Annotated in this window: 13 protein-coding genes; 2 read left to right on the top strand and 11 right to left on the bottom strand. The window is 72.8% G+C overall.

Annotated features, from left to right (window positions below):
* Positions 1 to 27: 27 nt before the first annotated feature.
* The 8 genes from RBR11_RS06735 to RBR11_RS06770 form a co-directional block, all read right to left on the bottom strand.
* A complete protein-coding gene (locus tag RBR11_RS06735) occupies positions 28 to 1470 on the bottom strand; it encodes a sodium:solute symporter family protein (protein WP_308488551.1) in 1443 nt (480 codons plus the stop codon).
* Complete coding sequence (locus RBR11_RS06740) at positions 1467 to 1778, bottom strand: hypothetical protein (RefSeq protein ID WP_308488552.1); 312 nt, start codon at positions 1776 to 1778, stop codon at positions 1467 to 1469. Before RBR11_RS06740 ends, RBR11_RS06735 begins: the two co-directional genes overlap by 4 nt.
* 51 nt (positions 1779 to 1829) lie before the next feature.
* Entirely contained in the window at positions 1830 to 3254 is a 1425-nt protein-coding gene (locus RBR11_RS06745) for an amidase (protein ID WP_308488553.1), read from the bottom strand.
* 213 nt (positions 3255 to 3467) lie between these two features.
* Positions 3468 to 4409, bottom strand: coding sequence for an Lrp/AsnC family transcriptional regulator (locus RBR11_RS06750; protein WP_308488554.1), 942 nt, complete (start codon positions 4407 to 4409; stop codon positions 3468 to 3470).
* A 100-nt stretch (positions 4410 to 4509) separates the two neighbouring features.
* Entirely contained in the window at positions 4510 to 5646 is a 1137-nt protein-coding gene (locus RBR11_RS06755) for a UDP-N-acetylmuramate dehydrogenase (protein ID WP_308488555.1), read from the bottom strand.
* Between the two features lie 17 nt (positions 5647 to 5663).
* Positions 5664 to 6065, bottom strand: coding sequence for a MaoC/PaaZ C-terminal domain-containing protein (locus RBR11_RS06760; RefSeq protein ID WP_308488556.1), 402 nt, complete (start codon positions 6063 to 6065; stop codon positions 5664 to 5666).
* Entirely contained in the window at positions 6062 to 6538 is a 477-nt protein-coding gene (locus RBR11_RS06765) for an FAS1-like dehydratase domain-containing protein (RefSeq protein ID WP_308488557.1), read from the bottom strand. Before RBR11_RS06765 ends, RBR11_RS06760 begins: the two co-directional genes overlap by 4 nt.
* A 110-nt stretch (positions 6539 to 6648) precedes the next feature.
* On the bottom strand, positions 6649 to 7230 hold the full coding sequence (locus RBR11_RS06770; RefSeq protein WP_308488558.1) for a hypothetical protein: 582 nt from the start codon (positions 7228 to 7230) through the stop codon (positions 6649 to 6651).
* A gap of 176 nt (positions 7231 to 7406) precedes the next feature.
* Here RBR11_RS06770 and RBR11_RS06775 point away from each other — a divergent pair, with 176 nt between their 5' ends.
* Together RBR11_RS06775 and RBR11_RS06780 are read left to right on the top strand one after the other, a co-directional pair.
* Complete coding sequence (locus RBR11_RS06775) at positions 7407 to 8135, top strand: response regulator transcription factor (protein ID WP_308488559.1); 729 nt, start codon at positions 7407 to 7409, stop codon at positions 8133 to 8135.
* A gap of 10 nt (positions 8136 to 8145) precedes the next feature.
* Positions 8146 to 9573: a sensor histidine kinase gene (locus RBR11_RS06780; RefSeq protein ID WP_308488560.1), complete on the top strand. Its 1428-nt coding sequence runs from the start codon at positions 8146 to 8148 to the stop codon at positions 9571 to 9573.
* Between the two features lie 292 nt (positions 9574 to 9865).
* On the opposite strand, the gene RBR11_RS06785 is transcribed toward RBR11_RS06780, so the two are convergent.
* The 3 genes from RBR11_RS06785 to paaD are packed head-to-tail and all read right to left on the bottom strand — an operon-like array spanning position 9866 to position 12371.
* Positions 9866 to 10636 carry an enoyl-CoA hydratase/isomerase family protein gene (locus RBR11_RS06785; protein WP_308488561.1) on the bottom strand — a complete coding sequence of 257 codons (771 nt, stop codon included), beginning with the start codon at positions 10634 to 10636 and terminating at the stop codon, positions 9866 to 9868.
* A gap of 32 nt (positions 10637 to 10668) precedes the next feature.
* The gene (gene paaE / locus RBR11_RS06790; protein ID WP_308488562.1) at positions 10669 to 11886 is read right to left on the bottom strand and encodes a 1,2-phenylacetyl-CoA epoxidase subunit PaaE; all 1218 of its coding nucleotides are present in this window, start codon (positions 11884 to 11886) and stop codon (positions 10669 to 10671) included.
* Complete coding sequence (gene paaD / locus RBR11_RS06795; RefSeq protein WP_308488736.1) at positions 11886 to 12371, bottom strand: 1,2-phenylacetyl-CoA epoxidase subunit PaaD; 486 nt, start codon at positions 12369 to 12371, stop codon at positions 11886 to 11888. The genes paaE and paaD overlap by 1 nt, the downstream gene beginning before the upstream one ends.
* Between the last annotated feature and the right edge of the window lie 100 nt (positions 12372 to 12471).

The raw sequence follows: 12471 nt of genomic DNA on the forward strand, positions 1-12471 counted from the left end.
CGTCGAGCTGCCCCGCGCGCGCCTCGGTCACGAGGCCACCTCGATCCCCTCGGCGGCGAGCTCCGCCGCCTCGACGTCGACGCGCGAACCCCGGGTGCCGCGGGCGATCGCCTCGACGAGGCCGAGGACGACGACGTTGATGCCCAGGCCGACGAAGCCGCTGTCCCACGAGCCGAGCGGGATGTTCCCGAAGGTCACGACCGCGACGAACAGGGTGCCGGCCACGAGTCCGCTCGCGACCGCGACGGTGCTCACCCGCACGCGGCGGCCGAGGCCGGTGGCGATGGCGGGTGCCATCTGCGCGAGTCCGCCGTAGGTGAGCAGCAGCAGCGCGCCGATGTCGCTCTTGAGCAGGCCGAACGCGAGCGCGAGGACCATCGCGACCACGATCACGACGCGGGTGACGATGAACTTGGCGCGCTCGGAGAGGCGGAAGGTCACGTTGTTGGCGACGAGGGAGCCGATGCCCATCGAGATCGCGGCGGCGGGCACCATGGCCGCGGCGGCGCCGAACACGGCGACGACGGCGACCAGCCACTCGGGCAGCGCGTGCTGCGCGGACGTGAACAGGACCTGGTTGGGGATCGTCTTCTTCGGGATCGACAGGACGGCGACCATGCCGACCGTGATCGGCAGGAAGAGCAGAAGCTGGTACACCGCGAGCCACTTGGCGTTGCTGCGCAGCACGGATCCGCTCTTGGCCGCGAGCATCGGCGGCCACAGGTGCGGGAACGTCTGGAAGCCGGCGCCGATCGTGGTGATCGCGACGCTGCTGACCCACCAGATCGCGTCGAAGCCGGGCATGTGCGTGGTGAACAGCGTGTCGTTCGCCCGCGCGACCTGCGCGAACACGTCGGGGAAGCTTCCGGCGGCGGCGACGACTCCGACCGTGACGACGAGCAGGGCGATCAGCATCCCGAAGTCCTTGAAGACCGCGACGCGGGCGATGCCGCGGATGCCGCCCCACAGCACGAACACGACGACCAGGGCGCTGGCGAGCACCATGCTCAGGCCGCGCGCCGTCGCCGATCCGGTCGCGAGCTGCACGATCAGGCCGAGACCGGTCAGCTGCAGCTCGAGGTAGGGGATCAGGAAGAGCGCGCCGACGATCGCGACGATGACGCTGAGCGTGCGCGACCGGAACCGGTCCTTGACGAAGTCCGCCATCGTCAGGTACCCGCGGGAGGCCGCGATGTCGCGGATGCGCGGGGAGACGAAGTACTGGATCGCGAGGCACGCGGTGAGGTAGCCGACCGCGTAGGTCGCGCTGACGCCGCCGACGAAGGCGAGGCCGGCGAGGCCGAGGAAGCTGAACGTGGTGAGCGACTCGCCCGCCTGCAGGAACCATGAGGTCCAGACCGGGAGTTTGCGACCGGCGACGAGCCAGCCGGACATGCCCTTCTCGCGGCGGCGGCCGGCGATGCCGATCACGCCGATGAGGACGATGCCGACGACGATGATGGCGGTCATGCGTGCTCACCGCCCTCGGCGACGCCGTTGGCGGTCTCGTACTGGGCGACCTGGCGGCTGATGCCGCGGTCGACGACGTTCAGCAGCACGACGGTCAGGACGACGGTGAACGCCATCCACACGATCACAGCCGGCATGCCCAGCCACAGGGTGGGTGAGGTCGAGAACGGCAGGAACGGCGTGATCAGGATCAGCAGCACAGGGATGCACGCGACGGCGACGCGCGCCGGGGTCGCGATGCGGCCGGTGACCCGGATCGCGCTGGTGGACGTGTCCGGCGTCTGCGCGCCGGAGTCGGACGGGACCATGGGTGTTCTCCTTCGAACAGCAGGGTGGGGGGTGGGGGATCTTCGGGGGTTTCAGCCGGCGACGGAGGTGGCCACCGGGTTCGCGGCGGGGACCGCGAGCAGGCTCTCGATCGCGCGGGCGAGTTCGAGCAGTTCGACGTCCCGCCGCGGGCCGGCGACGAGCTGAGCGCCGACCGGCAGGTGACCGGCGTATCCGGCGGGGAGGGACAGCGCGGGCACTCCCAGCGGCGTGAACAGCCAGGCGGCGCGCATCCAGTCGAGATAGTCGGTCATCGGGGTGCCGTTGACCTCGCGCACCCAGTCCCACTCGACGGGGAACGGGAGCACCTGCGTCACCGGGGCGAGCACCAGGTCGGTGCCCGTGAAGTAGTGCGCCGCAGCACGGGTGAGCCGGGTCAGCTCGGTGTAGGCGCGCATCACGTCGGCGCCGCTGATGAGCGCGCCCTCGCGGATGTTGCCGGTCACGAAGTCGTTGAAGTTCTCCGGCTCGGCCTCGAGCAGCGGGCCCCAGGCGGAGGCGAAGACGGCCGCGCGCAGGGTGCGGAACGTCTCGTCGGATCCGCGGAGATCCGGGCACCCCTCCTCCACGATCGCGCCGGCGCCCTCGAGGGAGCGGGCGACGTCGTCCAGCACGGCGCGGATCGCCGGCTCGACCTCGACCAGGCCGCCGAGATCGGGGGCGTAGGCGATGCGCACGCCGGAGAGGTCGCGCTCGCGCAGGTCGAGCAGCCGGGCGCGATCGAGCACGGGCGCGCACGGCACGTCCCGGGTCTCGCCGTTCATGACCGACAGGAGCAGCGCGGTGTCGTCGATCGTCCGCGCCATGGGGCCCGCCGTCGCGAGCGGGTCGAACACGTTCGGGCTGTCGGCGTTGGGGACGACGCCCGGCGTCGGGCGCATGCCCACCACGCCGCAGAAACCGGCCGGGTTCCGCAGCGAACCGCCCATGTCGCTGCCGTCCGCGATCGCGGTGAAGTTCGCGGCGAGCGCCGCCGCCGCCCCTCCGCTGGAGCCTCCGGCCGAGCGGGACGGGTCGTGCGGGTTGCGCGTCGTGCCGTACACCCGGTTCACGCTGTGCGACCCCGCGGCGACCTCCGGGATGTTGGTCTTGCCGTAGAACACGGCGCCCTCGGCGCGCATCCGCGCCACGTGCAGGTCGTCGTGGTCCGAGATGCTGTCCGCGAAGTGGCGATGCCCGAGCGTGTTCGGGAAGCCGGTGACGTGGCCGAAGTCCTTCACCGCGGTGGGCACGCCGTGCAGCACACCGCGCCGCTCGGCCGGCAGTGCGTCGACCCGGCGTGCGTGCGCATGGGCGAGCTCCTCGTCCAGCGCGACGATCGCGTTGATCTCCGGGTTGCGGCGGCCGACCTCGGCGAGGTGCGCGTCCAGCAGCTCCACGGCCGTGAGCTCGCCGCTGCGCGTCAGACGCGCCTGCTCCTTCGCGCTGAGCTCGATGATCTCACCGGATTGCACCACTTCGACTCCATTCCGCACCGCTTTGTGCTACCCGCACCTCTGCGGATGAACTGATTGAGCCAAAGTAACCGATGGGGGCGTCGTTGTAAAGCAAAATACGAGCATTCACAGCCGAAACGAACCGGAATCGTGTTCCGGGCACACGGAACACACCACGATCGCGTGGCTATGAGGCGCCGTGCCCCGACGCGGGGGCGGAACGTGCCGCTGGAGTCAGACTTCGCGGGTGAGCATGCCGCTGCGCTTGTACGCCCCGACGACGGAGGCCGCCCGGATGCCGTCGACCGCGGCCGACCAGGCGCTCTCGGTCAGGAACCGCCGCAGCTCGGCCACGGTCGGGACCGCGACATCGACGAGGATCTGCTCGTCTGCGAGCGTGAACGCCGCGTACCGCACGAACGGCGATGCCTGCAGGGCGGCGGCGACGGTGGCGACGGCCGCAGGACGCACCCGCAGCCACACGAATCCGGCGATGGGGAGCCCCAGCACGGCGGGCGCCACGACCGCGCGCACGTCGACGGCGCCCCCGATGAGCACGCCCAGGCGCCGGCGCACCGCGGACTCGCTGACCCCGACCGCGGCGGCGATGTCGATCGCGGCCGCGCGCGCGTCCCGCTCCAGCACCGCGAGGATCGCGGAGTCGACCTCGTCGAGCGCGGGCACGGTGCCGTCGGCCGGCGGCACCTGGCCGAACGCGGGATTGAGCGCGCGGGTCTCCTCCGGCGTCAGCTGGCCGGGCATCCAGCTCGTCAGGGTGCGGTAGTACTCCAGCACCGGGATGAGCGCGACTCCGGTCACCCCGGGGATCGCCGGGATGTCATGCAGCAGCAGGTCGGAGTTCTCCTCCGACGCGTGCTCCTCGACGAGGATCCGCACGGGCGAGCCCAGCACGTAGACGAAGATGCTGCTCGGCCGTGCGGCGAGGGCCCGGGCCACCGCGTCCACGTCGCCCGCGTGCGCCTGCACCTCGAGCAGCACGGTGCGCGTCTGGCTCATCACGCCGATGCGGACGTCGCCGGACTCGAGCAGGGCGTTGCCGCGGCGGACCACGGTGCTCACCGGCACGTCGATGACGCCGGCGATGCGTCGCCACGAGGCGCGGCCGTCCACCTGGAGCGCTCCGGCCACCCTGCGGTCGATCTCGTCCAACGCCATGCAGCAAGTATGCCGGGACACGGGGCGGTCGTCGGGCCGGCTCGCGCCGCGTCCGGCGCGGCGCTGCGGACCGAGCGCCGTGCCCGACTCCCGGGCGGTCCTACAGCTCGACGTCGACGAGCACCGGCTCGGGCTGCAGCAGCAGGCCGAACTCGGCGTGCACCCGGTTCTGGATGAACCGCGCGAGCTCGGCGATCTCCCCCGCCGTCGCGCCGCCGCGGTTGGTCAGCGCGAGCGCGTGCTTGGTCGAGACGCCGGCGCGCGAGCGCGGCAGCTTGAAGCCCTTGCGGATCCCGGAGTGCTCGATGAGCCAGGCCGCACTCACCTTGACGTCGGTCGAGCGCGGCGCGGGCGCCGGCACGTACCCCTGGTACGCGTCCAGAGGGATCACGGTCACGGTGTCCAGATCGGGCGAGACGGGCCAGCGCGGGCACTCCGGCGGCAGCGCGCGGGCGACGGACTCGGGCACGATCGCGTTCTGGAAGAAGGATCCCGCGCCGTGCGTGTCGGGGTCGGCCGGGTCGAACAGCATGCCCTTCGAGGCGCGCGTGTCGAGGATCCGCTCCCGCAGCCAGGCCAGCGGCACCGGCTGGTCGGAGGTGAGTGCGAGGGCGCGGCGCAGCTGCTCGCCGCGGACGATCCGCCCGGCGTCGCCGGTGACGGCGAGGTCGAGCGTGACGGACAGGATCACCGCCCGGCGCTGCGGCGCGGATCCGTAGTGGTCCTTGAGCACCGAGGTGCGGAACCCGAGCCCGAGCTCGGCGGCCGGGACGGTGACGGCCTCGTGCGCGTGTTCGTCGATGAGCTCGACCTCGACGAGGGTCTCCTGGATCTCCTGCCCGTACGCGCCGACGTTCTGCACGGGGGCGGCGCCGACCGTGCCGGGGATGCCCGACATCGCCTCGATGCCGGCGTAGCCGCGCTCGACCGCGTAGGCGACCAGCGCGTCCCAGTCGTGGCCGGCCTGCACGCGCAGCCGGATCCGTCCCTCGTGCGGGGACGGGAGCTCCTCGATGCCGCTCGTGCGGATCCGGATCACCGTGCCGTCGAACGCCAGGTCGCCGGCGAAGAGGTTGGATCCGCCGCCCAGAACGAACCAGTCGTCACCGTCGGCCCACACGTCCTGCAGCGCAGCGACGAGCTCGTCCTCGGTCGTCGCGTCGACCATGCGCTCGGGCGCGGCGCCGGTCTGCAGCGTGGTCAGCTCGGCCAGCCGGATCGGTTCGATCTGCGTCATGTCGTCCGGGCGCCGTCTCAGAGCGAGTCCGCCGCGACGCGCAGCTGCGCCTTCACGAGCACGGTGGTGTCGGCGTGCTTGACGGTGAGGTCGATGCGCACGGCCGCGTCGTCGACGGCGCCGACCTTGGCGGTCACCGCGACCTCGGCGCCGGACTGCGGGTCGACGACGACCGGGCGGGCGAAGCGCACGCCGTAGTCGAGGATCCGGGCGGTGCCGGGAAGCGCCGCGACGGCGACCGAGGACGCGAGGCCCATCGTGAGCATGCCGTGCGCGAGCACGCCGGGAAGGCCAACCTCGGCGGCGACGTCGTCGCGGTAGTGGATCGGGTTGAAGTCGCCGGACGCGCCGGCGTAGCGGACGAGCGATTCCCGGCTGAGCTGCACGGTGCGCTCGGCGATGACGTCTCCGACGTTCATGCGTCGCTCCCCTCGGTGGCGTCCTCGGCCGGTGCGTCGCTGACGAGCAGGACCGAGGTGGCGGTGACGACGTGCTCACCCGCGGCGTCGCGGATCTCGGCGTCGCTCGTGATCATCGAGGCGGGGCCCATCGCGCGGATCCCGGTGACCCGCAGCTGCGCCGTGAGCTCGTCGCCGGCGACGATCGGGCGGGTGTAGGCGAACCGCTGCTCGGCGTGGATCGTGCGCGACAGCACGATCCCGGAGTCGGAGAGGCCGAGCAGCTGCTGCAGCGTGAGGTCCTGGATGACCATCGCGAAGGTGGGCGGCGCCACGACGTCCGCGAAGCCGAGCGCGTGCGCTGCGGCGACGTCGGTGTGCTGCGGGGCGTCGGCGAACACGGCGCGCGCGAACTCGCGCACCTTCTCGCGGCCGACGAGGTAGGGAGCCGTCGGCGCGAACTCGCGGCCGACCAGTTCAGGATTCACGGGCACCCCCCGATCCTATCGACCCGCCGCAGGCCGCGTCCGAGCCGTGCCCGCCGGCGGGAACCGCCGCCGCGCACGACGCGCGGCGGCGGTCGTCCCTCCGGACGCCGATCCGCTCAGGAGCCCGCCACGGACGCCTCGCACCGCTCGATCCGCGTCTTCATCGTCGCCGCCGCGGCCTCCACCCGAGATCCGTAGCCGCCCGACTCGGCCTTGCTCACGATCGACCTCAGGTCCTGGATCCGGGCTGCCCCGGTGGCCGCGCGGGCGGACTTGACGTCGTCCCGCAGCGCGGAGGGAAGCCGGCGCCACGCGTCGACGGCGCCTTCGAGCGTCTTCCTGTCCTTCGCCGCCGCCGCGAAGTCGGCGCCGTAGGCGCCGGACTGCGCCTTGGCCAGGATCTGCTTCACGGCATCCTGCCGGGCGGACTTCGTCGAGTCCTTGCGTGCGTTCGCGATGTCGGTGTGCAGCGCGGCGGGAAGCTTGTCATAGGCGTGGCGCAGCCCGGTCAGGTCGCGCGCGCACACCGCCGGCGCCTTCGCGGAGACGGTGGCCGCGTCGGCCGCCGCCGGGATCGCGACCAGCCCGCCGACGGTGCCGAGAGCGATCGCGCCGGCCGTGAGCAGTCCTGCATACCGTCGGCCGAGGGTCCGGCGGCGCGTCCCCGCGTCGCCGGATGGGGTGGTGCTGTCGAACATGGTCGCTCCTCATCTCTGGGCGTGCTCCGGGGCACGGCCCTTCGTGGTCTGTCCCTGCCATCCTGCGCCGCCGTCGTTCACCGGGCGTCTGCGGATTGTTCGGGCAATGTAAGGGTTCGCTGTGGAGTGCCGTCCCGGCGACGGGCCCCGGCCCGCATCCGGGTTGAATGAAGCACATGAACGCCCGCACGGACCAGGACGCGCCCGCCGGGTTCGTCCTGGTGGTCGAGGACGAACCCGCGATCGCGGCCGTCGAACGTCTCTATCTCACCAAGGCGGGGTACGGGGTCGAGGTCGTCTCCGACGGCGTCGCGGCCTGGGATGCGATCAGGACGCGGCGCCCCGTCGCGATCGTGCTCGACGTCGGCCTTCCCGGGGTCGATGGCATCGAGCTGTGCCGCCGGCTGCGCGCCGAGGACGACTGGACGCCCGTGATCTTCGTGACGGCGCGCGACGACGAGCTGGAGCGGCTCGTCGCGCTGGAGCTGGGCGGCGACGACTACCTGACCAAGCCGTTCTCGCCTCGCGAGCTGGTCACCCGACTGCGCGTGGTGCTGCGACGGGTCAACGGTCCTGCGACCCGCGGAGCGATCCGTCTCGGTTCCCTCGAACTGGATCCCGACCGGCGCTCGGTCACGCTGCGCGGAGCGCCGGTCACCCTGACCGCGACCGAGTTCGACCTGCTCGCCTACCTCGCCCGGTCCCCGGGGCGGGTGTTCAGCCGGCAGCAGCTGCAGTCGGCGGTGTGGGGGTACGCCGACCACGCCGCGGGGCGCAGCGTGGACGTGCACATCGCCCAGCTGCGCGCCAAACTCGGCCACGGCTCGGGCATCCGCACGATGCGCGGCGTCGGCTACGCGCTGGACGAACCGGACGCCGTCGCGGCCCCCGGCCCGGTCGGCTGAGGTGGCTCCGGTGCGGCGCACTCTGGCGGGCCGGATGGTTCTCACGACGGTCGTCGTCGCGACGGTCGCCGTCGTCGTCGCCGGCGTGGTATCGTTCGGGCTCGTCCGCGCAGCGACGCTGAACGACGCGCGCGCGGCGGCATCGGCGATCGCCGACGAGTGGGCCGCCCTTCCGCAGAACGAGCTGCGGCATCGGGTCGCGGAACGGCCGCCGGTCGCCGGAGAGCCGAAGATCGCACTCGTCGAGAGCGACGGCACCGTGCTGGGGTCGAGCGGCATCGCCCTGCGTCCGAAGGTGCGCGCCCGCGTCGCCACCGGCTCGAAGCTGTCCGCCACGATCTCCATCGACGGCGCCCCGTACATCGTCGAGGCGAAGCCCGCCGCCGGCGGCGACACGGTCGTGGTGGCCCGATCCATCCGGTCGGTCGATTCCCAGGTGTTCGCGCTCGCCGGCAAGCTCCTGCTCGCGCTGACGATCGGCCTGGCGGTCGCGATCGGCGCCGGGATCCTGCTCGGCCGGATGATCGCCGGGCCGCTGGTCCGCACGGCCGCCGCCGCACGACGGCTGGCGCGCGGGGAACGGGGCGTCGACCTGCCGAGCTCGGGCACCGCCGAGGTGTCCGATGTGGTGGAGGCCCTCGAAGAGCTGGACGGCGCCCTGGGCGCGAGCGAGGCGCGACAGCACGAGTTCCTGCTGTCCATCTCGCACGAGCTGCGGACGCCGCTCACCGCGATCGCCGGATATGCGGAAGCGCTCGTCGACGGTCTGATCGGGCCCGAGGAGATCGGCGGGGCCGACGGGGTCGGTGCCACGATGCTCGCCGAGACCCGCCGCTTGGACCGATTCGTCGCCGACCTCCTCGAACTGGCGCGGCTGGAGGCGCACGACTTCCCGGTGGAGCCGGGCGTGGTGGACGTCTCGAAGCTGGTGACGGAGGCCGTGACCGCCTGGCGAGCGGTCGCAGAGGCCGCCGACGTCACGCTCTCCGCACGCACCGCCCCCGGACTCCTCGGCGAGACCGATGCGCACCGCGCGCGTCAGATCATCGACGGCCTGCTCGAGAACGCGCTCCGGGTCACGCCGGGCGGCGGGGCCGTCACCGTCACCACGCGGGCAGGTGCGGCGGACGTCGTCGACGCCGCGGACCGGCACTCGCCCGGCACGGTGCTCATCACGGTGAGCGACACCGGCCCCGGGCTGTCCGCGTCCGACCGGGAGGTCGCCTTCGAGCGGGGCGTGCTGCACGACCGCTATCGGGGCGCGCGCCCGGTGGGCACCGGGCTCGGCCTGTCGATCGCGCAGCGCCTGGCCGCGCGACTGGGCGCGCGGCTCGAGGCCGCCGACACGCCCCAGGGCGCCGCATTCCTGCTCGCACTGCCCGCCGCGCGCGCGGACGAGCGCCGGGTGGAACAGGCCCCCGGGAGGGCCGGATCCTGATCCGCTCGCTGGTCGCGAATCGTCGCCTCGACCGCCGAATGAGGGCGTGTCGCGACCAGGGAACAGAAGGTGGAGGGCGGATCGGGATCCGCTCGCTGGTCGCGAATCGTCGCCTCGACCGCCGAATGAGGGCGTGTCGCGACCAGCGAGCAGAAGGTGGAGCCGGATCCTGATCCGCTCGCTGGTCGCGAATCGTCGCCTCGACCGCCGAATGAGGGCGTGTCGCGACCAGGGAACAGCAGGTGGAGCCGGGATCGGGATCGGGATCCGGGCGGGATCGGATCGTCGCGGGTCAGCGCCCGCGGAAGGCGGGCTTGCGCTTCTCCTGGAACGCGGCGAAGCCCTCGCGGTAGTCGTCGGTGTCGCAGAGCGCGGCCTGCGCGGCGTTCTCCTGCCGCATCGACGCCCAGAGCCCGAGGCGTTCATCCCGCAACGACGCGACGAGGCGCTTGCTCGCGACGAACGCCGCGGTGGCCCCGGCGGCCGCACGCTCGGCGGCGGCGACCGCGACGTCAACGACCTCGTCCGCCGGCAGCACCTGCGAGAACAAGCCCGCGGCGACGGCCTCGGTCCCGCTCATCAGCCGGCCCGTGTAGATGAGGTCGAGGGTGCGGTGGGCTCCGAGGCGCTCCACGAACAGGGCGTGCCCGCCCGAGTCGAGCGTCGCACCGAGGGCCGCGAACGGGGATCCGATCTTCGCGGTGTCGGCGACGTAGACGACGTCGGTCGCGATGAGCAGCCCGAGGCCGACGCCGAGCGAGGCCCCCTGCGCCGCCGCGAACGTGGGCGCGGGGAACGCCGACATCCGCTGCAGCACGGGTGTGACGAGCCCGTCGAGGTAGCCCATCACGTCGTCGTCGCGCGGGTCGACGCCGGAGATGTCCCGGCCGGCGCAGAACGCGCGTCCCTCGCCGCGGAGCAGGAGTGCGCGCACCCCGGCGGCCTCCGCCTCGGCGTAGGCGGCGCCGAGGTCGCGCACCGCCTGCTCGTCGAGGGCGTTCAGCTTGTCCGGGTTGTTCAGGACGACGTGCGCGACGGCGCCGTCGATGCGGAGGTCGATCATGGCCTTCTCCTTGGCGGTCGGGGTCGCCGGGGTCAGACGTCGTAGTCGACGACGACGCGGTCCGAGGTGGGGTGGGACTGGCAGGTGAGGACGTAGCCGCGCTCGATCTCGTCCTTCTCGAGCGCGTAGTTCTCGGTCATGGTCACGGATCCGTCGACCAGGCGCGCACGGCACGTGCCGCACACGCCGCCTGCGCACGCGAACGGCACGTCGGGCCGCACCCGCAGCGCGGCGTTCAGGATCGACTCGTTCGCCGAGACCGGGCTCTGCACCATGCCGGACTGGCCGTCGAGGGTGAACTCGATCACGGTCACCGGCTCGTCCTCGCGGACGACGACGGGGCGTCCCGCATCCGGCCGCTCCTGCCCGGGCTCGCCCGTCGTGAACAGCTCGTAGCGGACGTGCGCGGGCTCCACGCCGATGTCGGCGAGGGTGTCGCGGCACAGCTGCACGAGGTCGAACGGTCCGCACAGGAACCACTCGTCCACGGTGCCGGGCAGCACGAGGCCGTCCAGGATCCCGCGCAGCCGCTCCTCGTCGATCCGCCCGGACAGCAGCGGCGCCGAGCGCTGCTCGCGGGTGAGTACGTGGTGCACCGCGAAGCGCGCCGGGTAGCGGTCCTTGAGGTCGGCGAGCTCCTCCAGGAACATCACGTCCATCGTGGAGCGGTTCGTGTAGACGAGCGTGAACTCGCTCGTCTCCGACCGCGAGAGCACGGTCGCGGCGAGCGCCATGAGCGGGGTGATCCCGGATCCGGCGGCGATGCCGGCGACGTGCGCGCCGTCGAGCGCGGCGAGGGTCGAGGTGAAGCCGCCCTGGGGGCTCATCACGTCGATCTCGTCGCCGGGGCGCAGCTCCGTCTGCGCCCAGGTGGAGAACTGCCCGCCGTGGTCGCGCTTGATCGCGACGCTGACGGAGCCCGCGGCCGGCGGCCGGCACAGCGAGTAGGAGCGGCGCACCTCCCGGCCGTCGATCTCGGCGCGCAGGGCGACGTGCTGCCCGGCGAGGTAGTCGAACTCGCCGCTGAGCGCGGCGGGCACCGCGAAGGTGACCTCGACCGCGTCCTGCGTGAGCGGACGCACCTCCTGCACGGCGAGGGTGTGGAACCGGGCGCGCTTGCGGGTGGGGGCGACCCGTTCGCTCCCGGATCCGGTCGACGGGCCGCCGACCACGCTGTTCAGCAGCGCATCCGCGATCCGCTCGGCGTCGTGCGGGCGCGGCTTCGCGCCCAGGGTCCACAGCGACATCATCAGATCACCTTGAAGTGGTCGAAGGGCTCGAGGCACGCGCGGCACTCGTAGAGCGCCTTGCACGAGGTCGAGCCGAAGCGGGAGATCTCGCGGGTGTCCAGGGAGCCGCAGCGCGGGCAGCGGACGCCGAGGACGAGACGGACCGGCCCCTGAGCCTGTCGCAGGGCGGCGCGGCCGGTGGGCGGCGCGATGCCGTACTCGGTGAGCTTGCGCTTGCCGTCCTCGCTCATCCAGTCCGTGGTCCAGGCGGGAGAGAGCACGAGCCGCACGGCGACGTCGTCGAAGCCGGCGCGGGTGAGCGCGAGCAGGACGTCGTCGCGGATCGCGTCCATCGCCGGGCAGCCGCTGTAGGTCGGCGTGATGTCGACGTCGACGTGCGCACCGTCGATCCGGACGTCGCGCAGGACGCCGAGATCCTCGATCGTCAGCACCGGAACCTCGGGGTCGGTCACCGCCGCGGCCGCGGACCAGGCGCGCTCCCGCAGGGTCCCGCTCTCCGGCGCGTGGTCATGCCTGCTCGCTGGTCGCGGCCCGCCCCCAGTGCGCCCGGAAGCGGGGGGGGGGCGCCCACCGCGCGAAGGGGGG

This window comes from Microbacterium capsulatum (assembly GCF_030865425.1).
Classification (GTDB): domain Bacteria; phylum Actinomycetota; class Actinomycetes; order Actinomycetales; family Microbacteriaceae; genus Microbacterium; species Microbacterium capsulatum.